Origin of the sequence: Pseudomonas sp. AOB-7, assembly GCF_003696305.1 — a bacterium.
Taxonomy (GTDB): Bacteria; Pseudomonadota; Gammaproteobacteria; order Pseudomonadales; family Pseudomonadaceae; genus Aquipseudomonas.
Map to the genome: position 1 here is coordinate 222,649 of NZ_RFFK01000001.1, position 26,074 is coordinate 248,722.

A 26,074-nucleotide genomic window follows, 5' to 3' on the forward strand; every position below is an offset into this window, starting at 1 on the left:
GTTACGGGGATAAAGCCATGGGAGGCGCTTTAGCGGCGACAGTCGCGGCAAAGCCCTCCCAAGCCCCCACTCACCCCAGCGGCGGCGTGCGCGGCGGGATCAGGCGTTTGCTGCCGGTGGCCTCATAGGCCGCGGCCAGGCGCAGCAAGGCCGAGTCGTCGTAGGCGCGGCCGGCGAAGGTCAGCCCCACCGGCATGCCGATATCGGCCATCACCCCCATTGGCACGGTGACCGTCGGCACGCCCAGGTGACGGATGGCGAGGTTGCCGTTGGCCACCCACACGCCGTTGCTCCAGGCGATATCGGCAGAGACGGGATTCACGTCGGCATCGGCCGGACCGACGTCGGCCACGGTGGGAAACAGCACCGCATCGAGCTTGAGGCCGTCCATCCAGTCCTCCAGATCCAGATTGCGAGTCTGCTCCAGGCCGCGCAGGCCATCCGGCACGGTGGGAATCTGATCCCAGGAGCGGATGCCGCGCTTGGCCATATTGACGTACTCGTCCATGCCGGCGGCCAGGTCGCCCTCGCGGTTGGGCAGCGTGCCCGGGTCGTGCGGGAAGATCTGCGGGCCGTCGACGTCCGCCAGGCGGTTGAGCTTGGGGTCGCCGTTGGCGCGCAGGAAATCGTCGAAGGCCCAACCCGACAGCTCCCACAGCTCGTCGTGGAGGAATTCCGGGGTGACGATGCCGCGATTGAATACGGTCGGCGCACCGGGGCGGTCGCCCTCGCAGTTGGAGACCAGCGGGAAGTCCACTTCCACCACCTCGGCGCCGGCCGCCTCCAGCGCCTGGCGCGCCTGCTCCCAGAGCGCGATCACCGAGGCACGGGTATGGATGCGCTGGCCGGTCGGCCCGCCGATGCCGGGGTTGTCGCTGGTGCCGGCTTCCTCGTCCTTATTGATAAACATGCGCGGCACGCCCAGGCGCTTGCCCTTGAGCGCACCGGGCTGGGCGGCGAGCGCCAGGTAGGACGCCGGGCGTACCTCGGAGGGCTTGCGAATCGGCACCCAGGGCTGCAGGCGCCAGAGGTCACCGCGGGTGTCCGGATCGTCGGCCACCACCACGTCGAGCACCTCAAGCAGGTCGGCCATGGTCCGCGCATAAGGCACCACCACGTCCATGGTCGGCGTCAGCGGCCAGTTGCCGCGCACCGAGATCACCCCGCGCGACGGCGTGTAGGCGCACAGGCCGTTGTTCGACGCCGGGCCGCGGCCGCTCGACCAGGTTTCCTCGGCCAGGCCGAAGGCGGCGAAACTGGCGGCGGTGGCGGTGCCGGCGCCGTTGGACGAACCCGAGGCGAAGGGTGCGGTGAGGTAGACGGCGTTGTACGGGCTCTCGGCGCGGCCGTAGGCGCCGCGCTGCATGCCGCCGTTGGCCATCGGCGGCATGTTGGTCTTGCCCAGGCAGATGGCGCCGGCGGCGCGCAGGCGCTCGATGGTGAAGGCGTCGCGCTGGGCCACCAGGTCCTTGAACGCCGGGCTGCCGGAGGCGGCGGTCAGGCCCTTGACCAGGTAGCTGTCCTTGGCGGTGTAGGGAATGCCGTCCAGCGGGCCGAGGCTCTCGCCACGGGCGCGGCGCGCATCGGAGGCCTCGGCTTCCTTCAAGGCATCGGGGTTGCGCACCACCACCGCGTTGAGCTTGGTCGGCGTGTTCGGGCCGTCGTAGGCCTCGATCCGCGCCAGGTAGGCCTGGACCAGCTCGACCGCCGTGGTGCGGCCGGCCTCCAGCGCGGCGCGCAGCTCGGCAATGGAAACTTCGGTTACCTCGATCATGGTGTCGTCACTCACTGGTGGCGGGGCCCGCCGGCTGCGGCCAGCCCCGGATACGGAAAGCCCTGGTCCAGCGGCCGCAACGCCCCCGGTAGGAGCGGCTTCAGCCGCGAACATCTGCCTGAATGATACATGCCGCCGAGCGCCCACAGGAGGCCGAGACTAGGCCCCTACCGCTCGCAACCACTGCAGCAGTTCGGCCTGCAGGCTGCCCGGCTCCGCCGGTTTGGGCGCCAGCAGGCAATAGCGCGAGCCGTCCGCGACGAACCCCAGCGGCGCCACCAGCAAACCGCTGTCGAGGTCGTCACGTACCAGATGCCAGGGGCCGATGGCCACGCCCAGACCGGCCACCGCCGCCTGCAGGCTGAAATAGAAATGTTCGAAAGTCTGCTCCGGGCCGGCCGGCAGCGCCTGCTCGGTGGCCGCGGCCCAGTCCCGCCAGGCGCCCGGCCGCGTGCGCGTGTGCAGCTGCGGCGCCGTCGCCAACAGTTGCACACCGGCGTCGCGCTCGGCGAACCACTCGCCTACCCGGTCCGGCCGACAGACCGGGCCGACCCGTTCCGCGAACAGGCTTTCGGCGTGGTAGGCGGCAGGCCAGGGGAAATCGTCGCGGCGAATGGCCAGATCGATGCCCGCCTCGAAGGCAAAGGGCCCGCCACCGGCCAGCAGGTGCAGCTCCGCCCCGGCCTGGCGCGCCTGGAACTCGCTCCAGCGCGGGATCAGCCAGCGCATCAGCAGCGTCGGCTCGCAGGACAGCACCAGCGGTCGCGCCTGCCGAGCGCTGGCGCGCAGCTCGCGGGTGGCCTGACGCATCAGGCCCAAGCCGTCCGTCACCGCGCGCGCCAGTTTGCGCCCGGCCTCGGTGAGAAACACCCGCTGGCTGCGCCGCTCGAACAGCGCCACGCCCAGGTCCTCCTCCAGCACACGCACCGCGCGACTGACCGCGCCGTGGGTCAGGTGCAGCTCCTGCGCGGCGCGACTGAAGTGCTCCAACCGCGCCGCCGCCTCGAAGCAGCGCAGCGCCAGCAGCGAAGGCAGACGGGCGTCGCCATACTGTGATCCGAACTCACCATCAATGTCAGAACTCATAGTTATTCACCGGAGCCTTACATCGAAATAATTGGCCAATCTCCACACGCCAGACAGGATAAGCCATGAGCGAATGGATAGCTGTAATCACCATAACCCTGCTCGCCGTGATCAGCCCCGGCGCGGACTTCGCCCTGGTCACGCGCAACAGCCTGCTGCTGTCGCGCCGCGCAGGCGTGCTCACGGCCCTGGGCATCGGCCTCGGCGTACTGATCCATGTCGGCTACACCCTGCTCGGCGTCGGCCTGCTGCTGCAGCAATCGCCGTGGCTGTTCGACGCCCTGAAACTGGCCGGCGCGGCCTACCTGATCTACCTCGGCGCAAGGATGCTGCTGGCCCAACCGACCGACCCGGCCCAAGCCGCGACCGACACGCCGCCGTCGGACCTGGCCGCCCTGCGCACCGGCCTGCTGACCAACGCTCTCAACCCCAAGACCTCGGTGTTTATCGTCAGCCTGTTCATGCAGGTGGTGCAGCCGCACGGCGCTCTGGCCACCCAGCTCGGCTACGGCGCCTTTATCGCCCTGGCGCATATCGCCTGGTTCGCTCTGGTGGCGCTGTGCTTTTCCGCCGGTACGCTGCGCGAACGGCTGCTGGCCGTGCGCCACTGGCTCGACCGGGTATTCGGCGGCCTACTGGTGAGCTTCGGCGCCATGCTGGCGGCAACCAGTCAGGGCCACTGAACGCATCGGCCGGGCCGCCAGTCGATTCGCTGGCGGCCCATGGCGCCGCTCGCCTGCTATGGTCTTGGGCGCTGCCTGCCGCTACCAGAGGAACCCGAAATGGAGCGATTCACCGGCGGTTGCCTGTGCGGCAACCTGCGCATCGTCGCCACGGGCCGGCCCTACCGGGTCGGAGTGTGCCACTGTCTGGACTGCCGCAAACATCACGGCGCCCTCTTCCACACCTCGGCGATCTTCCCCGAGAGCGCGGTACAGATAGAGGGCGAAACCGCCCACTACGCCGGCCGCCACTTCTGCCCGCGCTGCGGCTCGCCGGTGTTCTCGCGCACGGCCGATGAAATCAAAGTGAACCTCGGCTCGCTGGACGCCCCCAACCAACTGACCCCCACCTACGAACTCTGGACCATCAGGCGCGAGGCCTGGCTGCCGGCATTTCCGTTCGACAGGCGCTACGAGCGGGATCGGGAGAGCGAGGGGCGTTTCGAGGGGGAAGAGTCGAGTGGATGAAAGCGATCCAAGCGACCAGTCGTAGAGGGCCGTTGGCCTGAGTGGGCATTCAGCAACCTCGGGACCACGACCTGTACCCGAATGCTGCAACCAAGGTAAGCCAGCGCCGCCGGTAAGGGCGCGCTCATTCAGCTACGTCCTTCCCTTTTTGTGGCCACCGGCCCGTGCGCAGTAGCCAATCCACGCGATTAACTAGCGGCTAAACCCGCAGAAGCGGCTACTGGTGCTTCTCTGGGCAGTTTTAGCGTCAGCACTATCAGCAACACACCCACTCCGCTTATGACGGCATATACCCCGGCAAAGCTGCCGCTGTGATTGGCCAATAGCCCCGCACCATAGTTGCCGAGCATGCCGCCAGAACCTTGCATCACATTAGCGATACCAAAGATGGAGACGGCCATAGCGCTGGACGATGCCACCTTGGAAACGTAAGCGGGAATAAGGCCAAAAATAGGGTAGAAGGCAGTGGAGAACAGCACTGCGGCGACCAGGGGCCAATGGCCCGAGGGCTGTATCACGAAGATCAGCGCTGCCATCACCACGCAGCCATACACCAGAAACATCGCCGCGCGTAGTCCGGTTCGGTCCGAGAGCCAGCCAATTGCGAGACCAGCGAACATGCCGACGAAACCGATCACGGCCCAGACCTGGGCAGTGTATTGCACGTCAAAGCCAAGCTCGGTACGCAGGTAAGACGAGAGGTAGGTCTGAAACGGAAAGGTGGCGAAACCTATCAAGAAATTCATCGACCAGATCAGCAATACCCAAGGTTTTATCAACTCTGAGCGCAAGCTGGGTAAGGCGACCTCGCTTGTTGTGGCTGCTGAGGCTGGCGACACGGTTTGGCCGAGCAAGCCTCCCCTCTTGAACACCACCAGCACCAGCGCAGCCATCGCCATCGTCAGCAACCCAACTACCCACCAAACGCTGCGCCACTCCCCTTGGGGGGCGTAGATGGGCACCAACAGGCTGTTGATAGCTACCCCATAGCTGGTACCGCTGGATACCAGTCCCATGGCCAAACCGCGGTAACGGTAGGCGACCACCCTGGCGATAACGTCGACCATAGGCACAAAGACCGTCGCTGCAGTGCCCGCCAACAGGGTCAGCAGTACACCTATAAAAAAGGTGTTGTTCGACAACGGAATCAGTAGCAACGCGACTGCACACACAGCGCCCGACGCCACTATCATCCTGCCGCCACCCACCTTGGGCGTCAGCCAGACCGCCAGCATTGCGCAGAGTAGAAAACCCAGCTGCGCTGAGGCGGTGATAGTGCCGACGTAGGAAAAGCCGAAACCCAAAGATGCCTGCATATCGGGTACGAGCTGGGCAAAGAGGTATATCCCGAAGCCATAGGTCGCCGCCACCAGGCTGGTTAGCAACACTACAACCGCAGCATTTGAACGCATGACGAGCACCCTATGGGCTGCTGGAATTGATTTCAGCAAGTCAGAACATGAGTTAAGAAAGCCGCGGAGCAACTTTCGCCCAGGCACGTGGCGAGGCCCCGGTGCCCGGGTCGGTGCGTGAGTTCCGAGGCTCCTGTCCAACCTCGCGCCACCCAACAGCCCAACAGGTTCACATTGCTCTGAAGCAGCCCAACTCTACTGAGCGTGCAATCCAGCCGAGCGATAAAAGCGCCCTCCATATGCTCCATACCGCCACGTTGCATGGCTGTTCGTCGCTCAGACGCAAAGCAATCAGATGCCCAACATCGCGGGCATACCGCGAAACTCATGTCATTGAATGTCTGGCTCCGCTCGGCCGGCCGCCGCTGGTAACTGCTGGTTGCAAGCCTGCCGCCACTCAACACTGCGATATGACAAGCAAGGCCCGCGAATAGCCGCTCCAAGCAGGATGGCTAAGCGTCGCGAGGCCCATCAGCGCTGTGCACAAACTATCCCGGTCCGCTCAACCCGTCGCATTCTCCGGCAGCTTGGCGATCACCTTGATCTCGAACTGGAAGCCGGCCAGCCAGGTCACGCCGATGGCGGTCACTGTCGGGTAAGGCGCCTGGCCCCAGAACTCGGCCGCCACCTCCCAGATGGTCTCGAACTTCGCGTCGGGCTCGAGCATGAAGATGGTGGTGTCGACCACGTCGGCGAAGCTGCATCCCGCCTCGGCCAGGATCGCATTGAGGTTGGCGAAGGTGAGGCGCACCTGGGCTTCGAGGTCGGGCTCGGGCGAGCCGTCCTGGCGGCTGCCGACCTGGCCGGAGACGAACAGGAAGCCGTTGGAACGGATCGCCGGCGAATAGCGGTGGAGCTCGTAAAGGGCATGGCGGTCGGGCGGGAATACCACATCGCGTTTGCTGGTCATTGCGGGTCTCCATGGGCCGCTGCGGCCCGTTGCTTGAGATGGAGCCACTGTAAGAAGCGCGCCGGGCTGGATAAACCGGCAACTCTGGTCATGACTGTTTGTAGAATCCAAACAATCCCCCATGAGTGAGAAGAGCAATGGACCGTTTCGATGCGATGCAGGCGTTCGTGCGCGTGGTGGAGGCCGGCAGCTTCACCAAGGCGGCGACGACGCTGCACATGAGCAAGACCAGCGTGACGCAGCTGGTGCAGCAGCTGGAGGCACGGCTGCGCGTGCGCCTGCTCAACCGCACCACGCGCCGGGTCGCGGTCACCGCCGACGGCGCCGCCTACTACGAGCGCGCGGTGCGCCTGCTGGCCGATATGGACGACGCCGAAACCAGCCTCTCCAGCGCCGCGGCCCTGCCCAGGGGGCGCCTGCGGGTGGACGTGCCCAGCCCGCTGGCGCGGATGATTCTGGTGCCGGCGCTGCCGGACTTTTATGCGCGCTACCCCGACATCCAGCTGGACATGGGGGTGAGCGACCGCGTGGTGGACCTGATCGGCGACAAGGTGGACTGCGTGGTGCGCGGCGGCAAGATCGCCGATCAGTCGCTGATCGCGCGGCACGTGGGCGACCTGCAGCTGGGCGTGTACGCCGCGCCGAGCTACCTGCAGCGCGCCGGCACGCCCAGCCACCCGCGCGAGCTGGAGGACAGCCATCACCGCATCGTCGGTTTCCTCTGGGCGCGCGCCGGCAAGCCGCTGCCCTACGCCATGCAGTGCGGCGACGAGAGCCTCAAGGTGCAGGGCCGCTACGTGCTGGCAGTGGACGACGGCAATGCCTACCTCGCCGCCGGCCTGGCCGGCCTGGGCATCCTCTGGCTGCCGGACTACATGGCCAAGGCGCACCGCCGGCGCGGCGAGCTGGTGCCACTGCTGGAGCACTGGCGGCTCGAGCCGATGCCGCTGTACCTGGCCTTCCCGCCCAACCGCCACGTCAGCGCCAAGCTGCGGGTATTTATCGACTGGGTGGTCGAGCTGATGGCGCAGCACGCGCCGGTGCTGGGTCGCCGCTAGGCCAACAGGGCGCAGGCGCCTAGCGCGAGAAGCGCCGCCGATAGTCCCGCGGGGCAATGGCCAGGTGGCGCTGGAAGGTGGCGCGCATCCGCTCCTCGTCGCGGAAGCCGCACTGCCGGGCGATCTGATCGATATTGCGGCTGGAGTCTTCCAGCAGGCGCCGCGCCGCTTCCAGGCGGAAGATCTCCACCGCCTTGGCCGGGGTGCGCCCGGTCTTCTGCTTGTACAGCCGGGAGAAATGCCGCGGGCTCATGTGGCAGCGCTCGGCCATGGCTTCGATGCCGAGTGCCGGACTGTCCAGGTTGTCGCCGAGCCAGCGGTGCAGTTCGTCGAAGGTCGCGGTATCGCGCGCCTGGGCCTGCAGCAGCTCGCTGAACTGGGCCTGACCGCCGGGGCGCTTGAGGAACACCACCAGCTCCCGCGCCACCTGCATGGCCACCTCGCGGCCGCAGTCGGCCTCCACCAGCGCCAGGGCGAGGTCGATGCCGGCGCTGACGCCGGCCGAGGTCCACAGCGCGCCCTGCTCGACGAAGATTGCGTCGCTGTCCACCTCGATGCCCGGAAAGCGCGCCTTGAGCATGTCGCACATAGCCCAGTGGGTCGCCGCGCGCTTGCCTTCCAGTAAGCCCGCCTCGGCCAGCAGGAAGGTGCCGCTGCACACCGAGGCGGTGCGCCGTACCCGCCGTGCGTTGGCGCCGATCCAGGCGATCAGCTCGGCGGACTCGGCCACCGCCCGTTCGATTTCCGGTGCGCCCGGCACGATCAGGGTGTCGACCTGCGCCAGCGGCACCTCGGCCAGCGCCTGGGTCTGCACCACCAGGCCCTCGGCGCTGCCGACCAGGCCGCCCGGCAGGCTGGCGGTCAGGCGCTGGTAGCCGGGCAGGCCGCGCGCGTGCATGGCCTTGCTGGCGGCCCAGAACACGGTCTGCGCGCCGGTGAGGTCGAGCAGCCCGACTTGCGGATAGGCGAGAAAAAGGATGGTACGCGGACGGTTTGGCATGATTTCCGGGGTATCTGTCATTTCTGCCGAAATGCTCCTCTCCTAGCATGGGCCCGTCAAACACCAAGAGCCCAAGCCAGGAGTACCAGATGAAACAACGCATTCTGATTGTCGGTGGCGGTTTCGCCGGGGTATGGAGCGCACTGAGCGCCATGCGCCTGCTCGACCGGCACGGGCGCACGGATATCGCCGTGACCCTGCTCGCGCCGCAGCCGCAGCTGCGCATCCGCCCGCGCTTCTACGAGCCCGAGGTGCATACCATGCAGGCGCCGCTGACAGCGCTGCTGGCAGCGGTGGGCGTCGAGTTCGTCCAGGGCAGCGCCGAGGGCATCGATCCGCAGCGCCAGCAGGTCAGCTACCGCAACGCCGCCGGCCGCGTCGCCGAGCTGGGCTACCAGCGCCTGGTGCTGGCCTCCGGCAGCCGCCTGCTGCGCCCGACGCAAGCGGGGATGGACGCGCACCTGTTCGACGTGGACGAGATCGAGCAGGCGGCGCGCCTGGAGCAGCACCTGCTGGGCCTGGCGCAGCGCCCGCAGACGGCGGCGCGCAATACCGTGGTGGTGGCTGGCGGCGGCTTTACCGGCATCGAGACGGCCACGGAAATGCCCGCGCGGCTGCGCGCCGTGCTGGGCGAGGACGCGGCGATCCGCGTGGTGGTGGTCGACCGCGGCGAGCGGATCGGCGCGGCGCTGGGCGACGGCATTCGTCCGGCGATCGAGGCGGCGTCGCGCGAGCTGGGCATCGAGTGGTGCCTGGGCCGCTCGGTGGCCTCAGTCGATGCCGACGGCGTGAGCCTGGACGACGGCCAGCGCATCGCCGCGAATACGGTGATCTGGACCGTGGGCTTTCGCGCCAGCGAGCTGACCGCGCAGATTCCCGCGCCGCGCGACGCCCAGGGCCGGCTGCAGGTGGATGCCTGGCTCAAGGTCGAGGGCCAGGCGGCGATCTTCGCCGCCGGCGATACCGCGCGGGCGGCCACCGACGAGCTCGGCAACTTCACGGTGATGTCCTGCCAGCACGCCATCGCCCTGGGCCGCCACGCCGGCAACAACGCGGCCGCCGAGCTGATCGGCGTGGCCCCGACGCGCTACAGCCAGCCCAAGTACGTCACCTGCCTCGACCTCGGCGCCTGGGGCGCGGTGTTCAGCGAAGGCTGGGAGCGTCAGGTGAAGCTGGTGGGCAGCGAGGCCAAGGCGCTCAAGCAGCAGATCAACAGCCAGTGGATCTACCCGCCGGCGGCCGACCGCGCCCGCGCCCTGGCCGCCGCCGACCCGGCGATCCCGGTGGCCTGAGCCGCAGCGCGCCGCGGCTCAGTGGCACTCGATGCGGTTGCGTCCGCCGCGCTTGGCGCAGTACAGGGCGATATCGCTGCGCGACAGGGCAGCCTCGGCGCTGGCATCGGCGGCGCGCAGCGCTGAGATGCCGACGCTGACGGCGAGGAAGATCTGCTCGCCACCATGCAGGATCGGCGTCTTGGCCAGTTCGCCCTGGATGCGCTGGGCGAAGTGCCTGGCCTGGTGCAGATCGGCGTCGCTGAGTACCGCGGCGAACTCTTCGCCGCCCATGCGCCCGGCGGCATCGGTCTTGCGCAGCTGGGCACAGAGGATGGCCGCGAAATGCCGCAGGGCCTGGTCGCCGATGCTATGGCCCCAGCGGTCGTTGATGGCCTTGAAGTGATCCAGGTCGAACATCAGGATGGTCGCGCACTGCCCCGGGCTGCGCTGCAGCCGGGCCAGCTCGGCGTCGAGCAGCTGCATGAAGTGCCGGCGGTTGGCCAGCTGGGTCAGGAAGTCCGTGGTGGCGAAGGCTTGCAGCTCGGCCTCGATCTGCTTGCGCTCGGTGACATCGGTGATGAAGCCGTGCCACAGCACGCTGCCGTCCTCCAGGCGGCGCGGGCAGGCCTCGCCCTGACGCCAGGCGAGCGCCTGCCCCGGCAGCTGCAGGCGAAATTCCAGGCGCCAGGGCGTCAGCTGCCTGGCGGAGGCCTCGAAGGATGCCAGGTAGGCCGCCCGATCGTCCGGATGCACCAGCGCCGGCAACGCCTGCGCGTCGCGCAGCAGCTGCTCTGCGCTGAGCCCGCAGATGACCTCGGCTCCGGCGCTGACGTAGGAAAAGGCCGACTCGCCGTCCGGCTGGCGCCGGTACTGGAAGACCATGCCGGGAATCTCGTTGGTCAGGTCGGTCATCAGCGCGGCGCTCTGCTGCAGCCGCTCGGCCAGCGTGCGCATGGCGGTGATGTCGGTGGTGGTGCCGATCATCCGTAGCGGCTTGCCGGCACCATCGCGTTCGACCACCTTGCCGCGGCTGCACACCCACTTGTAGCGGCCATCGCGGCAGCGCAGGCGGTGCTCCACCTCGTAGGCGGCGGTGCGCTGCTCCAAGTGCGCGGCAATGGTCGCCTTGACGTAGTCCAGGTCCGCCGGGTGCACCCGCGTGTAGCTCTCCTCGATGCGATTGCCGACTTCATGGTCGGCGTAGCCGAGCAGCGCCTTCCAGCCGCTCGAGTAGTGGATTTCGCCGGTGGCGACGTTGCGATCCCAGATGCCGGTGCCGCTGCCGGCGATGGCCAGGGCCATGCGCCGCTCGCTGTCGCGCAGGGCGGCGATCTCCTGGCGCTGCTGGGCGTCCGCCTCGTCGCGCCCGAGCAGCTCCAGCGCCAGACCGGCGAACTCGAGCAGCGCCTGCTGCTGCGCGGCGTCCAGCTCGCGGGGGCGGTCGTCGAACAGGTAGAGCATGCCGAGCACGTCGCCGCCCGGCGCCCGCATCGGACAGGCGGCGAGGAAACGCAGATGGGGAGCGGCCACCACCAGGTCGTGATCGCGCAGGCTGGCGTCGCGCTGCGCGTCGGCCACCAGGTACAGCCCGTCGGCACACGCCCAGTTACCCAGCAGACCGACCCGGGCGAGCTGAACGGCGCTGAGGCCGGCGCAGGCACGCACCCGCCGTCGCCCTTCGCCACCGGTCAGCAGCAGCGCGGCCATGACGTCGAAATGCCGCCGGGCCAGGCGCAGCAGGCCATCGAATCGCTCGTCATTGGCGCTCGCCGGCGCATCGTTCGAATACAGGGACTGCATAGGGGCTCTGCTTCGCTAGAACTGTGGACGCCGCCTGCTATTGATAGGCCATATCCAGATCGCCGTCTAATCCTGATGGCCATATGAAGCCACCGGCAGGGGTTCGCTGAGCCTAAAGGATTCGCCGCGCCGTTGACACTGGGCATCGCCCGTCGGTTCTCAGCGCAGGTAGCGTCCAACCCGGCTGTGCAGCAAGGCCTGCAGCTGCGCCTGCATAAAGGCGTAGTCGTCGGCAATGTCCAGGCAGATCACCCGCTTGCCGGCCAGGGCGCGTCGGTACTGGCGCTGCAGCTTGCTGCGCTGGGCCTTTTCCATCACGAAGATCAGCGTCGCCCAGTCGAGCTGCTCGGCCGACAGGCGTACCTCGGCATCCGCCGCCAGCCCGGCGGAGTCGGTTTGCACGCCGGGCCAGGCGCCGAACAGCTGTTCGGCGGTCGGGCTGCGCAGGCGGTTGCGGCTGCAGATGAACAGCGCGCGGATCACGCGTCGCCGACTCGCTCGTACAGCTCAACCGGCTCCAGCGCGCCCTGGCAGCCGCACTGGCTGTGGCCGAGACCCAGGTGGCGGAAACCGGCCTTGAACAGCACCCGCCCGGACTGCGGGTTGCGCGCCAGGTGGCTGGCGTGCAAGCGGCGCAGGTACAGGCGGGTGAAGGCGAATTCGACCAGGGCCTGGCAGGCCTCGCTGGCGTAGCCGCGGCTCCAGTAGGGCACGCCGACCCAGTAGCCGACCTCGGCCTCGCCGCGGGCGATGTCCTTGAGGGCGATGCTGCCGATCAGCTCGCCGCTGGCACGCTCGACCATGGCGAAACAAGCCGCGCGACCGGTGGCCCAGTCCTGCGCGCACTGCGCGATCCAGCGCTGCGCCAGCTCCGGCGGATAGGGATGGGGAATGCTGCGGGTCACGTCGGCGATGCGAAAATCGCCGGCCAGACGCGCCACCTGCGCGGCATCCTCGCCACGCAGCGGGCGCAGCAGCAGGCGTGCGGTTTCCAGCAGGGCTTCGTCCATGGTGATCCCTCGAGGTGCTCAGGCCGGCTGCGGCCCGATGGGATAGAACTGCCCGCCGCTCCACACGCCGAGCCAGGGCTGGCCGTCGATCTCGCGCTCCACCGCCAGCTCCACCAGTTGGTAGAACACGTTGCGATGGATCAGCGCCTCGAGGTTGCGCCGCACCAGCAGGTAGGGCGCAGGCTCGAGCGTCGCCGGGTCGATCTCGACGCGGATCGGGTGTTCGGCGCCGGCCGTTACCTCGTCCTCGACGTTGGTGGTAAAGCGCAGCAGCTGGGTCTCGCCCTCACCGATGACCTGCAGGGTCACGGCGACGAAGGGAGCGTCGTCGACGCGAATGCCGACCTTCTCCACCGGGGTGATCAGGAAGTAGTCGTCGCCGTCGCGGCGGATGATGGTGGAGAACAGCCGCACCATGGGTTTGCGGCCAATCGGCGTGCCCAGGTAATACCAGGTGCCGTCGCGGGCGATGCGCATGTCGATATCGCCGCAGAAGTCGGGGTTCCACAGGTGCACCGGCGGCAGGCCCTTGCCCTCGCCCTTGGGAATCTGCGCCAGCAGGTCGCCGGCCTTGCCTGGATCGCTCATGGTTTTGCTCGTCCACATTGCTGCGAACCGAAGAGGATACACCGTGGGAGGGGCTTTCGGCTCTGGCGTCCTGCTTCGCACTACCTCCTGCATCCATGCAGTCGTAGCCGCGACAACAAGCGGCGGATACCCGTCGCGGCTAAAGCCCCTCCCACAGAGCGCCAGCGACGCTCTGTCAGCGCGCCACGCCCAGCAGGCTGCGCGCGTAGTCGTGCAGCGGCGGGCCGATCAGGTCCTGCGGCTGGGCGTCGTAGAAGGTCAGAAAGCCACCGCGGCTGCGGATGCGTGCGGTGTCCACCAGGTAGCGGGTGTTGGTTTCGATCAGCATCAGCTGGATGGTCGCGCGGTCGGTGCCGAGACGGTCCAGCGCTTCCTGATCCTCCCACTCCTCGACGGTGCCGATGCGGTCGTCGCTATAAGCGAAGCGGCTGTACAGCAGGTAGTGGGCGCCGGCGGCACGCGCCTCGGCCATGGCCTCCTCCAGCCCGCGCGGCTCGCGCGCGCGGCGGACCAGCGGGAAGTATTCGACGAAGCCGTTGAAGGCCTCCTCGGCCACCACGTTGGGCCGCGGGTAACCGTGACCCGGCGGCACGAAATGGCCCTGGGCGATATAGATGAAGGAATCCTGCTGCAGGCGCCGCGAGGCCATGCGCTCGGTGCGGCCGTGGTCGAGAAAACCGGCGTCGCGCAGGTGATAGCCGGCGCCGCTGGCCAGGTCGCTGACCTTCATGCAGCCGGCCAGGCCCAGCAGCGCCACCAGTAGAAGCAGGTTACGCATCAATCGATCCTCCTCGTGCCGGCGACGGAAAACCGGCGGATAAGGCAGGGATGCAGATTCTGCGCCAGGCTCGCCACCAAGGGCTGCCCCCAGCATCGCGACAACGTCGCATTGCCGGTTGATCACAGCCTTATCCATGTGCCGCGATCCCCTGTAGGCTGGGTTAGGCGCATGTCGAAACTCTAATGACCCCGCACGTAACCCACCATTGGCGCAACGCGGAGAGACCGCCTGGTGGGTTACGCGGCGCGCCACTCTGGGAGTGTCCGAGGGTTCGGAGGTTGGCGCCGCTACCCCCCTACAGCCCGCGCTGCCACTCCTGACGCAGGCCGGCCTGCTGCGGCCGCTCGATGGCCTCGCGCACCTGCGCCAGCAGGCGCGCCTTGTCGCGGCCGAGATTGCCCTTGAGCACCAGGTAGTTGGAGGCGTGGTCGCTGCGAAATACCGTCTGCTGCAGCTCCAGGCCCTGCAGCAGGCGCTCGACTTCGCCGAACAGCTGCAGCTGGGTCAGCGGCTGGTAATCGGTGAACTGCTCGCGAAACCGCGCCTCGCCCAGGGGGAAGCTGACCACCAGGGTGGAGAGGTATTCCGGCTGCGCGGCATTCATCAGCCGCGCCGAGTTGTCCGCGTGCTGGGCGCTGAGGGTCTGGCCGCCGAGGCCGTTCAAGATCATCACCGAACGGGTGATGCCGGCCTGGCCAAGCTTGTCCAGGGCGCTGAGGCTGGAATCAAAGGTCTCGCCCTTGTTGACCCGCGCCAGCACTTCGTCGTCGCCGGACTCGCAACCGAGGTAGGCCATCTTCAGCCCGGCGTCGGCCAGCTCCTTGAGCTCGGCCACCGACTTCTTGCGCAGGTTGCGCGGCAGGCAGTAGCTGGATACCCGGCGCACTTCGGGCATATGGCTGCGGATCGCTTCGAGAATATTGAGCAGGCGCCGCGTCGGCAGCACCAGGGCATCGCCGTCGGCGAGGAACACCCGGTTGACGATCAGCTGCGCGCCGGCGCGGCGAATCTCCTCGAGCACCTCGGCCTCGTCGCGGGCACGGAATTTCTTCTGCGGCGCCGTGTACATCTCGCAGAAGCTGCACTGGTTCCAGGAGCAACCGTTGGTCACCGGCAGAATCAGCGAGTGGGCCTCGCTGGGCGGGCGGAACACCGGCTCGATATAGGCGATGGGGAAACTAGCGGACATATTCGACCGTGCTTGGTTGACTGAGGCTGCGCCAGTGTAACCAGTGCAGTCGTGACTGCCGAGCCACTCCCCCTCCTGAATCGGAGGCAGAAGGTCGACACGCTGAGGAAGCGCCCATGCGACGCCCTGGTCAAGGTGGGCTGAAGCGGATCGCCGCCCGGCCCACCCTACAATGCGACGGGTGTCAGTCGAATGCTCAATTGAAATGCGGGCCCTACTGGTAGGGTGGGCTTCAGCCCACCAGCGATGCCAGACCCGGGCAAAGCGCAGCGCCGCCCAGGCCGGCCTGCCAAGCCGCGAGGGTCAGCCGCCGATGATCTTCATCACCGTCACGCCGCCGGAGAAGGCCAACTCCTGCTTGTCGCCGAGGGCCTTGACCAGCAGCCGCTGCAGCGCCGGCAGGGCCTGGTGGCGCGGCTTGTCCAGCAGGTCGCCGACGTAGTGGCGGTTGCTCGACGACAGGCAGCCGTGCAGCCAGCCGGTCGACGACAGGCGCAGGCGCGAGCAGGTGCGGCAGAACGGCACGCTCTCGTTGGCGATCACGCCAAAATGGCCGGCACCGGGGATGGCGTAGCGCAGCGCGGTGGCATCGACCGGGGCGTCGGCCTGGACGTAATCGTGACGGCTGCCGATCAGTTCCAGCAGCTCGGGCAGGCCGACGAACTGCTGGTTGAAGGCATTGGGGTCGCGGGCCAGGTGGCCCATGCGCATCAGCTCGATGAAACGCAGCTCGAAGCCGCGCTCCAGGCAGTAATCCAGCAGCGGCAGCACCTGGTCGAGGTTCTGCCCGCGCAGCGGCACCATGTTGAGCTTGATCTTCATCCCGGCGGCGCGCGCCGCCTCCAGGCCGGCCAGCACGGTGGCCAGGTCGCCGCCACGGGCGATGCGGGCGAAGGCCTCGGCGTCGAGGGTATCCAGGGAAATGTTCAGGCGGCGAATGCCGCATTCCAGCAGCAGCGGCAGCTTGCGTTCGAGCAGCTGGCCGTTGCTGGTCAGGCTGATGTCGTCGAGGCCGAGCTGGCTGACCTGGCGCAGGAAGGGTTCCAGGCGCGGACTGACCAGCGGCTCGCCGCCAGTGATGCGCAGGCGTTCGATGCCGGCGGCTTCGATCAGGTAGGCGACGCCGCGGGCCATGGCGTCGGCGGAGAGTTCGTCCTGCGCCGCCACCAGGCGCTTGCCGTCCGGCACGCAGTAGGTGCAGGCGTAGTTGCAGGCGGCGGTCAAGCTGATGCGCAGGTTGCGAAAGCGCCTGCCCTGACGGTCAACGATCATGGCGGACTCCGAGGGGGGATAAGCCGGAGTATATCGCCGTAACCGGCCGCGGCACATGGTTCATCCAGCGGCTGAATGAGCCGAGTCGCGTTCACTATGGACAGTGGTCGCCCCGGACATCGGCCGCGACCGGGGTCGCGGCGGGGAAGGGTTAGTCGCGCTTGCGCTTGTTGCCCATGCGCACGCCGATATCCATGAGGAACTGGAAGAAGCCTTCCTGATCCTCCAGCACGTTACTCCAGAACGGCGAGTGGTACAGCGCCACGGCGCCATGCACCAGCGCCCAGGCGGCGCAGTAGTGGAAGTACGGCGGCACGTCTTCCAGCTTGCCTTCGGCGATGCGACCCTTGATCAGCTGGGTCAGGCGCTCGAAGTTGGAGGCGCGGATCTTGTGCAGCTGCTCGACCATCTCCGGCACCTGGTTGCCCTTGACCACCTTCTCTTCCAGGCGGTCGAACAGGCGATAGCGCTGCGGGTCGCGCATGCGGAACTCGAAGTAGGCACGCGACAGCGCTTCCTTGTCGCGATCCACGTCGGCCGAATGCAGCAGGGCGTTGAGATCGCGCTCGTAGTCGAGCATCAGGCGCAGATAGATCTCCGCCTTGGACTTGAAGTGCTTGTAAATGGTGCCTTTGCCGATACCGACCGCATCGGCGATCATCTCGACGGTGACGCTGTCTTCGCCCTGTTCGAGGAAGAGTTTCAGCGCTGTGTCGAGAATCTCCTGCTCGCGGCGACGGAATTCGCGGACCTTACGGGGTTCTTTCTGCATAAAGGGACTGTGGGGTCAAAAATCGAAGCCGCGTATTATGCCTAAATGTGGCCAAATTGCACGGATCATCCGACCATGTACGTGTTTCACGATGAGTTTCCCCAAGAAAGTGGACTGCGTTATCTGAACCACGCGGCGGTGGCGCCCTGGCCGAAACGCAGTGCCGACGCGGTTCGGCGCTTCGCCGAAGCGAACGTGAGCAGCGGCGCGCGTGATTATCCAGACTGGCTGAAACTGGAGCGTAGCCTACGCGAACGATCGGCGCGTCTGCTGAATGCACCGAGCACCGGCGATATCGCACTGGTCAAGAACACCTCCGAGGCCCTGTCCTTCGTCGCCTTCGGCCTCGACTGGCGCCCGGGCGACCAGGTGATCATCAGCGACGAGGAATTCCCCTCCAACCGCGTGGTCTGGCTGGCCCTGGCGCCGCTGGGAGTGGAGGTGATCGAGGTCAGCCTGCGCGGCGTCGATGCCGAGGCCGCCCTGCTCCAGGCCATCGGGCCGCGAACCCGACTGCTGTCGATCAGCGCGGTGCAGTATGCCAGCGGCCTGCGCCTGGACCTGCCGCGCCTCGGCCAGGGCTGTCGCGCGCGCGGCGTGCTGTTTTGCGTGGACGCCATCCAGCAACTCGGCGCCCTGCCCTTCGACGTGCAGGCCTGCGCCTGCGACTTCGCCATGGCCGACGGCCACAAGTGGCTGCTGGGGCCGGAGGGCCTGGGGCTGTTCTATTCCCGCAGCGAGCTGCGCGATCAACTCAAGCTGCACGAATACGGCTGGCACATGCTGGAACACGCCGGCGACTACAACCGCCAGGACTGGCAGCCGGCGCGCAGCGCGCGGCGCTTCGAGTGCGGCAGCCCGAACATGCTCGGCGCCTTCGCCCTGGAGGCCAGCCTGTCGCTGCTGGAAGAGGTCGGCATGCAGCGGGTCGGCGCACTGCTCGCCGAACGCGTGCAGTGGCTGCTCGACGGCATCCAGGCCCTGCCCGGTGCGACGCTGCACAGCCCGGTCGAGGTCGAACGGCGCGCCGGCATCCTCACCTTCAGCCTGGCCGGACACGACAACCAGGCGCTGCACCAGCGCCTGCGCGACGCCGGGGTGATCTGCGCACAACGCGGGCCAGGCGTGCGCTTTTCGCCGCATTTCTACACCAGCGCCCAGGTGATCGAGGAAACCCTGGGGCTGCTAGGCCAGCTGGCAAGAGGCTGAGAACTCAGCAGCCGCCGCGGTATTCCAAATCTGTTTAAAAAACGCACGATTTCGCCTGGACGCGCGGCAATCCTGGCCAATACTGGAGATTACTGGTGCGCGGCATCTCCCCCCAAGTGCCCCGCCAGCCAAGGTACCGTGGACCGCGTACCTTGATTTACTCCTAATGGTCTTGACCCGGATTCATCCCCCAGAACCCGGGTTTTTTTTGGCCGATGAAAATTCACCCTGATTCATAAGCGTGGCAGCGGCCTCAGCCGCGAAGCCGTTATCGGCCTTCGCGGCTGACGCGCTACGCCGCCGGGCGGCTCCGCGCACGCCTGGTCCGGGTGCAATCCGGGAATCCTGCAGCCGCGGATTGCCTCCGGGTTACACGCCGGCCAGCGGGAACAGGCGCTTGAAGTTGGCCGAGGTCTGCTCGGCCAGGACCTCGAAGCTCACGCCGCGCAGCACGGCCAGGTATTCGGCCACCTCGCGCACGTATTGCGGCAGGTTGGGCTTGCCGCGATGCGGCACCGGCGCCAGGTAGGGCGAGTCGGTCTCCACCAGCAGGCGGTCGGCCGGCACCTGACGCGCCACCTCGCGCAGCGCCTCGGCATTGCGGAAGGTGACGATGCCGGACAGCGAGATATAGAAGCCGATATCCAGCGCCGCCTTGGCCATCTCCCAGTCCTCGGTGAAGCAGTGCAGCACCCCGGCCTGCGGCAGTGCCGCCTCGCGCAGCAGCGCCAGGGTGTCGGCGCGGGCTTCGCGGGTATGCACTATCACCGGCTTGCCGGTGATGCGCGCCGCCTCCAGGTGCAGGCGGAAGGAGGCCTGCTGCAGCGCGGCGGATTCGGGTTCGTAGTGGTAGTCCAGGCCGGTTTCGCCGATGGCCACCACCTTGGGATGGGCCAACTCGGCCAGCAGCCAGTCCAGTGCCGGCGCGGCGCCCGGCTCCAGATCCAGCGGATGCACGCCCACCGAGCAGTCGACATCGGCATAGCGCTCGGCCAGCCCCTTGACCGTGGCGGCGTTGTCGGCGCTGACGCCGATGCACAGGAAATGCCCGACGCCCGCCGCGCGCGCCGCATCCAGGGCAGCATCCAGCGAACCGCCGTGGGCGGCCAGGTCGAGACGGTCGAGGTGGCAATGGGAGTCGATCAGCACAGCGGGGAACTCGGGCAAGGGAAAGGCCCGAATTGTAATCGAAAGCGGCGGAAGGCTGGGCGCGTGGAAGGGGCTTGGGAGCGCAGGATGGGTTGAGCAGCGTAGCGCCGATACCCATCATCCAGACATCGACGGGTGCGCTGCGCTCAGCCCATGCTGCGGCTGCCGTTACATGGTATGGGTCGGACGATCAGACTTCAGCGCGCCGGCCAGATAGGTCTCGATCTTGTTGCGGGCGGTGTTGTCGCCATCGTTGAACTGCACGCCGACGCCGGCGGCGCGGTTGCCCTGGGCGCCCTTGGGGGTGATCCACACCACCTTGCCGGCCACCGGAATCTTCTCCGGCTCGTCCATCAGGTTGAGCAGCATGAACACTTCGTCGCCGAGCTTGTAGCTCTTGTTGGTGGGGATGAAGAGTCCGCCGTTCTTGATGAAGGGCATGTAGGCCGCGTAGAGCACGGACTTGTCCTTGATGGTCAGGGACAAAATGCCGTTACGGGGGCCCAGATTGGGTGGCAAGCTCATCAGGTATTCCTGGCGTCTATTGCGTAATGCCCGATTCTAGCCCGGTCCGGGCAAGCTTGCCCACTGCACCAGTAGGGCTTCGAGAAGCAAGACACGGTTGAGGTTGGCCTTGCCGATCACCTTCTGCCGCTGCGCCAGCAGCCATTCCTGGATCGCCAGCACCTTGGCCTGGGGGGTTTTCTCGGCCAGGTATTGCACCACCTTGCGCATGTCGGCCTGGCCCAGGCCGGCCTCGTCGCGGGTCAGCTGGTAGCGCAGCATCAGCTGCGCCCAGTCGCAGAACCAGTCGAACAGCAGGTTCAGCGGCAGCGCATTCCAGCTTTCCGCCAGCTGGCTGGGGGCGATCTGCTGCTTGAGCAGCTTCTTCACCCCTTCCACCGCCTGCGCGCGCTGTTCGCGCACGCCCTGCCCCTGCAGACGCAGCGCCGCCAGCGGCGAACCGGCGGCCAGGGTCAGCAGCTCCGCGCGCTCCTCCTCGCTCGACCCGGGCAGCGCCTGGGCCAGCCAGGCCAGGCTCAGCGCCTCGCTGGGCAGCGGGCAAGCCTGCTGTACGCAGCGGCTCTTGATGGTCGGCAACAGACGGCTGGGCTGGTGGCTGATCAGCAGCAGCACGGTGGCGCCGGAGGGCTCCTCCAGGCTTTTCAGCAGGGCATTGGCGGCGTTGAGGTTCATCGCTTCGGCCGGTTCCAGCAGCACCACCTTGCGCCCGCCGAGCTGGGCGGTCTGCACCACGAAGTCGACCAGCTCGCGCACCTGATCGACCTTGATCGGCTTGTCCGCCTCTTCCGGCTCCAGCACGTAGTTGTCCGGGTGGGTGCCGGCCGCCAGCAGGTGGCAAGACTTGCACTGGCCGCAGGCGTCCAGGCCGTTCGGGCTCTGGCACAGCAGTCGCGCCACCAGGCGTTCGGCCAGGGCGCGCTTGCCGATCCCGGCGGGGCCGTGCAGCAGGTAGGCGTGGGCATGCTGGCTGCGGCCGGCGAGGTGCTGCCAGAGGCTTTGCTGCCAGGGATAGGCGTCAGCCACGGCAGGTCTCCAGCAGGCTCGGCAGCAGGGCGTCGAGATCGGCCTGCACCTGGGCCAGGGTCTGTCCGGCATCCAGCACGCGGTAGCGCTGTGGGGCCTGCGCCGCGCGCTGCAGATAGGCCTGGCGCACCGCCTCGAAGAAGCCGCGGCCTTCCTGCTCGAAACGATCCAGCCGGCCACGGGCGGCGGCGCGGGCCAGGCCCACCTCCACCGGCAGGTCGAAGATCAGGGTCAGATCGGGGCGCAGCTCGCCCTGGACGAAGTTCTCCAGCAGGGCGATGCGCTCGCCGGACAAGCCGCGGCCGCCGCCCTGGTAGGCGTAGGTGGCATCGGTGAAACGGTCGCACAGCACCACGGCACCGCGTGCCAGCGCCGGGCGGATGACCTGCTGCAGGTGCTGGGCGCGCGCGGCGAACACCAGCAGCAGCTCGGTATCGCTGGCCATGGGCTCGTCGCTGGGCGCCAGCAGCAGTTCGCGGATGCGCTCGGCCAGCGGCGTGCCGCCCGGCTCGCGGGTCAGCAGCACGTCGACGCCGCGCTCGCGCAGGCGCTCGGCGAGGTAGTCGCGGTTGGTGCTCTTGCCGGCGCCTTCCGGGCCTTCCAGGGTGATAAACAGACCGGTCACGGGTTGCCCTTATTGAGTGTCGGCCGCGCGCGGTGCGGGGCTGGAGCGATAGTCGGCACGGCGCTTGAGCTGGTACTCGCGCACCGCGCGGTTGTGCTCGGCCAGGGTATTGGAGAACACGTGGCTGCCGTCGCCCTTGGCCACGAAGTACAGCGACTTGCCATCGAGCGGATTGAGCGCGGCATGGATGGCTTCGCGGCCGACCATGGCAATCGGCGTCGGCGGCATGCCGTCGATGGTGTAGGTGTTGTAGGGCGTCGGCGTGCGCAGGTCGGCACGGGTGATGCGGCCGTTGTAGCGCTCGCCCATGCCGTAGATCACGGTCGGGTCGGTCTGCAGGCGCATGCCGATACGCAGGCGGCGGACGAAGACGCCGGCGATCTCGCCGCGCTCTTCCGGCACGCCGGTTTCCTTCTCGATCAGCGAGGCCATGATCAGCGCGTCGTAGGGCTCGCGATAGGGCAGGCCCTCGGCGCGCTTGTCCCACTCCTCGGCCAGCACCGCCTCGAGACGGGCATTGGCCTGCTTGAGCAGGTCCTCGTCGCTCATGCCGCGCACGTAGCGGTAGGTATCGGGAAAGAAGCGTCCTTCCGGGTTCTGCCCGGCCAGCCCCAGGCGCGCCATCAGCTCGGCGTCGCTAAGCTCGGCCAGGCGTTGCTCGAGGCGCTCCTGGCGCGCCAGGGCGGTGCGCACCTGGCGGAAGTTCCAGCCCTCGACCAGAGTCAGGCTGTACTGCATCACTTCGCCGCGCTGCCACAGGCCGAGCATGTCCTTGGCGCTCTGCCCGGGCTGCAGGCGATATTCGCCGCTGTGCAGGGCCGGAGCGCGCAGGTTGAAACGCCAGTACAGGCGCAGCCAGAAGGCGTCGTCGATCACGCCCTCGCTTTGCAGACGATTGAGCAGGCCACTGGGAGTGGCGCCGGACGGCACCTCCAGCAGCATTTCCTCGCTCAGTTGCAGGGGCTGCTCCAGCGCCTTCTGCTGTTGCCAGGCGGCCCCGACCACCAGCAGCGCAGCCAGCAGCACGCCGCACTCGAGCAGCACCAAGATCTTGCGTAGCACTAATCAGATATCCAGTAAGTCGCGGACGATGGTCTGCAGTTTACGGGTGAGCGGCCCGACCGGCCAGTGCTGCGCCTGCAGGGCCCGTACCGGCCAGACGCCGTAGAGGCTGTTGCAGAGAAAGACTTCGTCCGCCGCCAGCAGTTCGTCATGGCCGATGTCGCGTACTTCCACCGGCACCCCGAGCGCCCTCGCCTGCTCCAGCAATTCGGCGCGCATCACCCCGGCGACGCCGCAGCGCGACAGGTCGGCGGTCAGCAGAGCACCGCCGCGCAGCAGAAACAGGTTGCTGTAGACCCCTTCGATTACCCGCCCGCTGGCATCGCACATCAAGCCTTCGGCGTGCTCGGCATCCTGCCATTCGGCGCGAGCCAACACCTGTTCCAGGCGATTGAGGTGCTTGAGCCCGGCCAGCAGCGGCTGCTCGGCCAGACGGGTGACGCAGGGAAACAGGCGCACGCCCTGCTCGGCATGCGCGGCGGGATACTGCGGCAGCGGCGCGGCCTGCAGGATACGCAGCGGCTGACAGGGCTGCGGTGGCGCATAGCCACGCTGACCCTCGCCGCGGGTAACGATCAGCTTGGCCACGCCCTCGCCGAGCTGCCCGGCGAAGGCCTGCAGCTCGCTGTCCATCAGCGCGAGGTCGAGGGGAATGGCCAGGCGCCGACAGCCCTCGGCCAGGCGCGCCAGGTGCCGCGCCAGCAACGGGATGCGCCCGCCACGCACGGCGATGGTCTCGAACAGACCATCGCCGTAAGCCAGGCCACGGTCACGCACCGACAACTGTTCGCCGGGCGCGCCGTTGACCCAGCCCGGCATCAGCCGTGGTACCGACGGAACAGCAGCGAACCGTTGGTGCCGCCGAAACCGAAGGAGTTGGACAGCGCCACCTCGATCGGCATGGCCTTGGCCTGGTGCGCGACGAAGTCCAGGTCGCAGCCTTCGTCCGGCTCGTCCAGGTTGATGGTCGGCGGCGCCACCTGGTCGCGGATCGCCAGCACGCTGAAGATCGCCTCCACCGCACCGGCCGCGCCGAGCAGGTGGCCGGTCATCGACTTGGTCGAGCTGACGGACAGCTTATAGGCGTGCTCGCCGAACACGCTCTTCACCGCCGCGGCTTCGGCGATGTCGCCGGCCGGAGTCGAAGTGCCGTGCGCGTTGATGTACTGCACCTGGTCGGCGTTGATGCCGGCATCGCGCAGGGCGGCGGCCATGCAACGCGCGGCACCGGCGCCATCCTCGGGCGGCGAGGTCATGTGGAAGGCGTCGCCGCTCATGCCGAAGCCGATCAGCTCGGCGTAGATGGTGGCGCCACGCGCCTTGGCGTGTTCCAGCTCTTCCAGCACCAGGGCGCCGGCGCCGTCGGACAGTACGAAACCGTCGCGGCCCTTGTCCCACGGCCGGCTGGCCTTGGTCGGCTCGTCGTTGCGAGTGGACAGCGCCCGGGCCGCGCCGAAGCCGCCCATGCCCAGGCCGCAGGCGGCCATCTCGGCGCCGCCGGCGACCATCACGTCGGCCTCGCCATAGGCGATGTTGCGTGCGGCCATGCCGATGCAGTGGGTGCCGGTGGTGCATGCCGTGGCGATGGCGTAGTTGGGGCCCTGCAGACCCAGGTGGATCGACAGGAAGCCGGAAATCATGTTGATGATCGAGCCGGGCACGAAGAACGGCGAAATGCGCCGCGGCCCCTGCTCGTGTAGCGACCTGCAGTTGTTCTCGATATTGGTCAGGCCGCCGATGCCGGAGCCCATGACCACGCCGATGCGCTCACGGTTGGCGTCGGTGACTTCCAGACCGGCATCGCGCATCGCCTGGAAGCTGGCGGCGAGGCCGTACTGAATGAACAGGTCGAGCTTGCGCGCCTCCTTGGCGGAGAGGTACTCCTCGACGTTGAAACCCTTGACCGACCCACCGAAACGGGTGGAGTAGGCGGACAGGTCCATGTGCTCGATCAGGCCGATGCCACTGCGCCCGGCCAAAATGCCCTGCCAGCTGCTCGGCACATCGTTACCCAGCGGCGACAACATGCCCATACCGGTAACCACGACGCGTCTACGCGACACAGCAATCTCCTCTTGTTCTGCCTGATAGCGCCGGAATGCGCCTTGCACGTAAAGAAAAACCGCACGCCTGATGAGGGCAGTGCGGCTTTTCCGTGTCGGGAAGCGACGGTGACTTATTGCGCGTGCGCGGTCACGTAGTCGATGGCTTCCTGAACGGTGGTGATCTTCTCAGCTTGCTCGTCCGGGATCTCGGTCTCGAATTCCTCTTCGAGAGCCATCACCAGCTCGACGGTGTCAAGGGAGTCGGCACCCAGGTCTTCGACGAAGGAAGCGCTGTTGGTGACTTCCTCTTCCTTCACGCCCAGTTGCTCGGCAACGATTTTCTTGACGCGTTCTTCGATGGTGCTCATACCTTGTTTTCACTCCTATTGGACAAATCCAGGCAGCTAGCTGGTAGCGGCCAAGTGTATAGAAAGGGTTTTTAGCATTTCAAGCTGAATGCCGGGGAGCCCCCAGGAACACTTCAACGATCTGTCTATAAACCTGTTGCAGCTTTATAACGGATTTTAGACAGCCACTATGACAGTTTTCTGAAGGCGCTCGTCACATTCAGCTCATATACATTCCGCCGTTCACGGGGATAGTAGCCCCAGTGACGTAGGCTGCGCCATCGGAGGCGAGGAAGGCCACCACCTTGGCGATCTCCTCGGCCTGGCCCAGACGGCCCAGCGGAATCTGGGTCAGCAGCGCGTCGCGCTGGGCTTCCGGCAGTTCGCGGGTCATGTCGGTGTCGATGAAACCGGGGGCCACCGAGTTGACGGTGATCGCCCGCGAGCCCACTTCACGCGCCAGGGCACGGCTGAAACCTTCCAGGCCGGCCTTGGCCGCGGCGTAGTTGACCTGCCCGGCATTGCCCATGGCGCCGACGACGGAGCCAATGTTGATGATGCGGCCGAAACGCGCCTTGGTCATCCCGCGCAGCACCGCCTTGGATAGGCGATACAGGCTGTTGAGGTTGGTGTTGATCACGTCGTACCACTCGTCGTCCTTCATCCGCAGCATCAGGTTGTCACGGGTGATGCCGGCGTTGTTGACCAGGATCAACGGCTGACCAAGATGTTGCTGGATGTGTTCCAGGGTGCTGGCGACCGACTCATCGTTGCTCACGTCGAGCACCAGGCCGGCGCCTTCGACGCCGTTGGCCTTGAGGGTTTCGGCGATGCGCTCGGCGCCCGAGGCGCTGGTGGCGGTGCCGATGACGATGGCGCCCTGACGGCCCAGCTCCAGGGCAATCGCCTGGCCGATACCGCGGCTGGCGCCGGTGACCAGCGCGACCTTACCTTGCAGACTCATGTTCGTTCT

General features: G+C 67.3%; 27 protein-coding genes. 5 read left to right on the forward strand and 22 right to left on the reverse strand.

The features are described from left to right. Positions 1–70: 70 nt before the first annotated feature. Together EA796_RS01135 and EA796_RS01140 are read right to left on the reverse strand one after the other, a co-directional pair. Positions 71–1,774 (reverse strand): amidase, encoded by a 1,704-nt coding sequence (locus EA796_RS01135; RefSeq protein WP_122107207.1) that lies wholly within the window; start codon positions 1,772–1,774, stop codon positions 71–73. A 159-nt stretch (positions 1,775–1,933) separates the two neighbouring features. After that, the gene (locus EA796_RS01140; protein ID WP_122107208.1) at positions 1,934–2,860 is read right to left on the reverse strand and encodes a LysR family transcriptional regulator; all 927 of its coding nucleotides are present in this window, start codon (positions 2,858–2,860) and stop codon (positions 1,934–1,936) included. A gap of 65 nt (positions 2,861–2,925) precedes the next feature. Between EA796_RS01140 and EA796_RS01145 the strand changes: the two genes are divergently transcribed. After that, positions 2,926–3,543 carry a LysE family translocator gene (locus EA796_RS01145; RefSeq protein WP_122107209.1) on the forward strand — a complete coding sequence of 206 codons (618 nt, stop codon included), beginning with the start codon at positions 2,926–2,928 and terminating at the stop codon, positions 3,541–3,543. 99 nt (positions 3,544–3,642) lie between these two features. After that, on the forward strand, positions 3,643–4,050 hold the full coding sequence (locus tag EA796_RS01150) for a GFA family protein (protein WP_122107210.1): 408 nt from the start codon (positions 3,643–3,645) through the stop codon (positions 4,048–4,050). 188 nt (positions 4,051–4,238) lie between these two features. Here the strand turns inward: EA796_RS01150 and EA796_RS01155 are convergent, their stop codons facing one another. Further along, positions 4,239–5,462 carry a nitrate/nitrite transporter gene (locus EA796_RS01155; protein ID WP_147459020.1) on the reverse strand — a complete coding sequence of 408 codons (1,224 nt, stop codon included), beginning with the start codon at positions 5,460–5,462 and terminating at the stop codon, positions 4,239–4,241. Positions 5,463–5,964: 502 nt separating this feature from the next. Next, positions 5,965–6,372, reverse strand: a complete 408-nt coding sequence (locus EA796_RS01160) for a RidA family protein (protein WP_122107212.1) — start codon at positions 6,370–6,372, stop codon at positions 5,965–5,967. Between the two features lie 137 nt (positions 6,373–6,509). On the opposite strand from EA796_RS01160, the gene EA796_RS01165 reads away from it, so the two are divergent. Continuing rightward, positions 6,510–7,430 carry a LysR family transcriptional regulator gene (locus EA796_RS01165; RefSeq protein ID WP_122107213.1) on the forward strand — a complete coding sequence of 307 codons (921 nt, stop codon included), beginning with the start codon at positions 6,510–6,512 and terminating at the stop codon, positions 7,428–7,430. A gap of 19 nt (positions 7,431–7,449) precedes the next feature. Here EA796_RS01165 and EA796_RS01170 read toward each other — a convergent pair whose 3' ends face one another. After that, positions 7,450–8,430 carry a GlxA family transcriptional regulator gene (locus EA796_RS01170; RefSeq protein ID WP_122107214.1) on the reverse strand — a complete coding sequence of 327 codons (981 nt, stop codon included), beginning with the start codon at positions 8,428–8,430 and terminating at the stop codon, positions 7,450–7,452. 89 nt (positions 8,431–8,519) lie between these two features. On the opposite strand from EA796_RS01170, the gene EA796_RS01175 reads away from it, so the two are divergent. After that, a complete protein-coding gene (locus tag EA796_RS01175; RefSeq protein ID WP_122107215.1) occupies positions 8,520–9,722 on the forward strand; it encodes an NAD(P)/FAD-dependent oxidoreductase in 1,203 nt (400 codons plus the stop codon). 18 nt (positions 9,723–9,740) lie between these two features. On the opposite strand, the gene EA796_RS01180 is transcribed toward EA796_RS01175, so the two are convergent. The 8 genes from EA796_RS01180 to EA796_RS01215 all read right to left on the reverse strand — a co-directional run bounded on the left by EA796_RS01180 (position 9,741) and on the right by EA796_RS01215 (position 17,116). Further along, a complete protein-coding gene (locus EA796_RS01180; protein ID WP_122107216.1) occupies positions 9,741–11,504 on the reverse strand; it encodes a diguanylate cyclase in 1,764 nt (587 codons plus the stop codon). Positions 11,505–11,663: 159 nt separating this feature from the next. Beyond that, positions 11,664–11,987: a low molecular weight protein tyrosine phosphatase family protein gene (locus EA796_RS01185; protein WP_122107217.1), complete on the reverse strand. Its 324-nt coding sequence runs from the start codon at positions 11,985–11,987 to the stop codon at positions 11,664–11,666. Next, positions 11,984–12,514 carry a GNAT family N-acetyltransferase gene (locus tag EA796_RS01190; protein ID WP_122107218.1) on the reverse strand — a complete coding sequence of 177 codons (531 nt, stop codon included), beginning with the start codon at positions 12,512–12,514 and terminating at the stop codon, positions 11,984–11,986. Before EA796_RS01190 ends, EA796_RS01185 begins: the two co-directional genes overlap by 4 nt. 18 nt (positions 12,515–12,532) lie before the next feature. Then, the gene (locus tag EA796_RS01195; protein ID WP_021445425.1) at positions 12,533–13,102 is read right to left on the reverse strand and encodes a DUF1285 domain-containing protein; all 570 of its coding nucleotides are present in this window, start codon (positions 13,100–13,102) and stop codon (positions 12,533–12,535) included. Between the two features lie 175 nt (positions 13,103–13,277). Next, the gene (locus EA796_RS01200; RefSeq protein ID WP_122107219.1) at positions 13,278–13,880 is read right to left on the reverse strand and encodes a DUF4823 domain-containing protein; all 603 of its coding nucleotides are present in this window, start codon (positions 13,878–13,880) and stop codon (positions 13,278–13,280) included. A 298-nt stretch (positions 13,881–14,178) separates the two neighbouring features. After that, on the reverse strand, positions 14,179–15,072 hold the full coding sequence (locus tag EA796_RS01205) for a radical SAM protein (protein ID WP_122107220.1): 894 nt from the start codon (positions 15,070–15,072) through the stop codon (positions 14,179–14,181). Between the two features lie 303 nt (positions 15,073–15,375). After that, positions 15,376–16,344 (reverse strand): GTP 3',8-cyclase MoaA, encoded by a 969-nt coding sequence (locus tag EA796_RS01210; RefSeq protein WP_021445428.1) that lies wholly within the window; start codon positions 16,342–16,344, stop codon positions 15,376–15,378. 151 nt (positions 16,345–16,495) lie between these two features. Further along, positions 16,496–17,116 carry a TetR/AcrR family transcriptional regulator gene (locus EA796_RS01215; RefSeq protein WP_021445429.1) on the reverse strand — a complete coding sequence of 207 codons (621 nt, stop codon included), beginning with the start codon at positions 17,114–17,116 and terminating at the stop codon, positions 16,496–16,498. A 75-nt stretch (positions 17,117–17,191) separates the two neighbouring features. Here EA796_RS01215 and EA796_RS01220 point away from each other — a divergent pair, with 75 nt between their 5' ends. Further along, positions 17,192–18,325: an aminotransferase class V-fold PLP-dependent enzyme gene (locus EA796_RS01220; protein WP_122107221.1), complete on the forward strand. Its 1,134-nt coding sequence runs from the start codon at positions 17,192–17,194 to the stop codon at positions 18,323–18,325. A 369-nt stretch (positions 18,326–18,694) separates the two neighbouring features. On the opposite strand, the gene EA796_RS01225 is transcribed toward EA796_RS01220, so the two are convergent. The 9 genes from EA796_RS01225 to fabG form a co-directional block, all read right to left on the reverse strand. After that, a complete protein-coding gene (locus tag EA796_RS01225) occupies positions 18,695–19,474 on the reverse strand; it encodes a TatD family hydrolase (protein ID WP_122107222.1) in 780 nt (259 codons plus the stop codon). A 168-nt stretch (positions 19,475–19,642) separates the two neighbouring features. Then, complete coding sequence (locus EA796_RS01230; protein WP_003245164.1) at positions 19,643–19,999, reverse strand: PilZ domain-containing protein; 357 nt, start codon at positions 19,997–19,999, stop codon at positions 19,643–19,645. Between the two features lie 36 nt (positions 20,000–20,035). Next, entirely contained in the window at positions 20,036–21,022 is a 987-nt protein-coding gene (locus EA796_RS01235; protein ID WP_122107223.1) for a DNA polymerase III subunit delta', read from the reverse strand. Beyond that, entirely contained in the window at positions 21,015–21,647 is a 633-nt protein-coding gene (gene tmk, locus EA796_RS01240; protein ID WP_122107224.1) for a dTMP kinase, read from the reverse strand. The genes EA796_RS01235 and tmk overlap by 8 nt, the downstream gene beginning before the upstream one ends. 9 nt (positions 21,648–21,656) lie before the next feature. Continuing rightward, positions 21,657–22,709 (reverse strand): endolytic transglycosylase MltG, encoded by a 1,053-nt coding sequence (gene mltG, locus EA796_RS01245; protein WP_122107225.1) that lies wholly within the window; start codon positions 22,707–22,709, stop codon positions 21,657–21,659. Between the two features lie 3 nt (positions 22,710–22,712). Further along, positions 22,713–23,528, reverse strand: coding sequence for an aminodeoxychorismate lyase (pabC, locus tag EA796_RS01250; RefSeq protein ID WP_122107226.1), 816 nt, complete (start codon positions 23,526–23,528; stop codon positions 22,713–22,715). Next, the gene (gene fabF / locus EA796_RS01255; protein ID WP_031303625.1) at positions 23,528–24,772 is read right to left on the reverse strand and encodes a beta-ketoacyl-ACP synthase II; all 1,245 of its coding nucleotides are present in this window, start codon (positions 24,770–24,772) and stop codon (positions 23,528–23,530) included. Before fabF ends, pabC begins: the two co-directional genes overlap by 1 nt. A gap of 113 nt (positions 24,773–24,885) precedes the next feature. Beyond that, positions 24,886–25,122 carry an acyl carrier protein gene (gene acpP, locus EA796_RS01260; protein WP_003245177.1) on the reverse strand — a complete coding sequence of 79 codons (237 nt, stop codon included), beginning with the start codon at positions 25,120–25,122 and terminating at the stop codon, positions 24,886–24,888. Between the two features lie 199 nt (positions 25,123–25,321). Further along, positions 25,322–26,065, reverse strand: coding sequence for a 3-oxoacyl-ACP reductase FabG (gene fabG, locus EA796_RS01265; protein WP_021445437.1), 744 nt, complete (start codon positions 26,063–26,065; stop codon positions 25,322–25,324). Between the last annotated feature and the right edge of the window lie 9 nt (positions 26,066–26,074).

What these genes read in the sequence shown, in the direction of transcription:
- EA796_RS01135 (WP_122107207.1), bottom strand. Translation starts at nt 1,774, where the DNA reads ATGATCGAGGTAACCGAAGTTTCCATTGCCGAGCTGCGCGCCGCGCTG.
- EA796_RS01140 (WP_122107208.1), bottom strand. Translation starts at nt 2,860, where the DNA reads ATGAGTTCTGACATTGATGGTGAGTTCGGATCACAGTATGGCGACGCC.
- EA796_RS01145 (WP_122107209.1), top strand. Translation starts at nt 2,926, where the DNA reads ATGAGCGAATGGATAGCTGTAATCACCATAACCCTGCTCGCCGTGATC.
- EA796_RS01150 (WP_122107210.1), top strand. Translation starts at nt 3,643, where the DNA reads ATGGAGCGATTCACCGGCGGTTGCCTGTGCGGCAACCTGCGCATCGTC.
- EA796_RS01155 (WP_147459020.1), bottom strand. Translation starts at nt 5,462, where the DNA reads ATGCGTTCAAATGCTGCGGTTGTAGTGTTGCTAACCAGCCTGGTGGCG.
- EA796_RS01160 (WP_122107212.1), bottom strand. Translation starts at nt 6,372, where the DNA reads ATGACCAGCAAACGCGATGTGGTATTCCCGCCCGACCGCCATGCCCTT.
- EA796_RS01165 (WP_122107213.1), top strand. Translation starts at nt 6,510, where the DNA reads ATGGACCGTTTCGATGCGATGCAGGCGTTCGTGCGCGTGGTGGAGGCC.
- EA796_RS01170 (WP_122107214.1), bottom strand. Translation starts at nt 8,430, where the DNA reads ATGCCAAACCGTCCGCGTACCATCCTTTTTCTCGCCTATCCGCAAGTC.
- EA796_RS01175 (WP_122107215.1), top strand. Translation starts at nt 8,520, where the DNA reads ATGAAACAACGCATTCTGATTGTCGGTGGCGGTTTCGCCGGGGTATGG.
- EA796_RS01180 (WP_122107216.1), bottom strand. Translation starts at nt 11,504, where the DNA reads ATGCAGTCCCTGTATTCGAACGATGCGCCGGCGAGCGCCAATGACGAG.
- EA796_RS01190 (WP_122107218.1), bottom strand. Translation starts at nt 12,514, where the DNA reads ATGGACGAAGCCCTGCTGGAAACCGCACGCCTGCTGCTGCGCCCGCTG.
- EA796_RS01195 (WP_021445425.1), bottom strand. Translation starts at nt 13,102, where the DNA reads ATGAGCGATCCAGGCAAGGCCGGCGACCTGCTGGCGCAGATTCCCAAG.
- EA796_RS01200 (WP_122107219.1), bottom strand. Translation starts at nt 13,880, where the DNA reads ATGCGTAACCTGCTTCTACTGGTGGCGCTGCTGGGCCTGGCCGGCTGC.
- EA796_RS01205 (WP_122107220.1), bottom strand. Translation starts at nt 15,072, where the DNA reads ATGTCCGCTAGTTTCCCCATCGCCTATATCGAGCCGGTGTTCCGCCCG.
- EA796_RS01210 (WP_021445428.1), bottom strand. Translation starts at nt 16,344, where the DNA reads ATGATCGTTGACCGTCAGGGCAGGCGCTTTCGCAACCTGCGCATCAGC.
- EA796_RS01215 (WP_021445429.1), bottom strand. Translation starts at nt 17,116, where the DNA reads ATGCAGAAAGAACCCCGTAAGGTCCGCGAATTCCGTCGCCGCGAGCAG.
- EA796_RS01220 (WP_122107221.1), top strand. Translation starts at nt 17,192, where the DNA reads ATGTACGTGTTTCACGATGAGTTTCCCCAAGAAAGTGGACTGCGTTAT.
- EA796_RS01230 (WP_003245164.1), bottom strand. Translation starts at nt 19,999, where the DNA reads ATGAGCTTGCCACCCAATCTGGGCCCCCGTAACGGCATTTTGTCCCTG.
- pabC (WP_122107226.1), bottom strand. Translation starts at nt 23,528, where the DNA reads ATGCCGGGCTGGGTCAACGGCGCGCCCGGCGAACAGTTGTCGGTGCGT.
- acpP (WP_003245177.1), bottom strand. Translation starts at nt 25,122, where the DNA reads ATGAGCACCATCGAAGAACGCGTCAAGAAAATCGTTGCCGAGCAACTG.
- fabG (WP_021445437.1), bottom strand. Translation starts at nt 26,065, where the DNA reads ATGAGTCTGCAAGGTAAGGTCGCGCTGGTCACCGGCGCCAGCCGCGGT.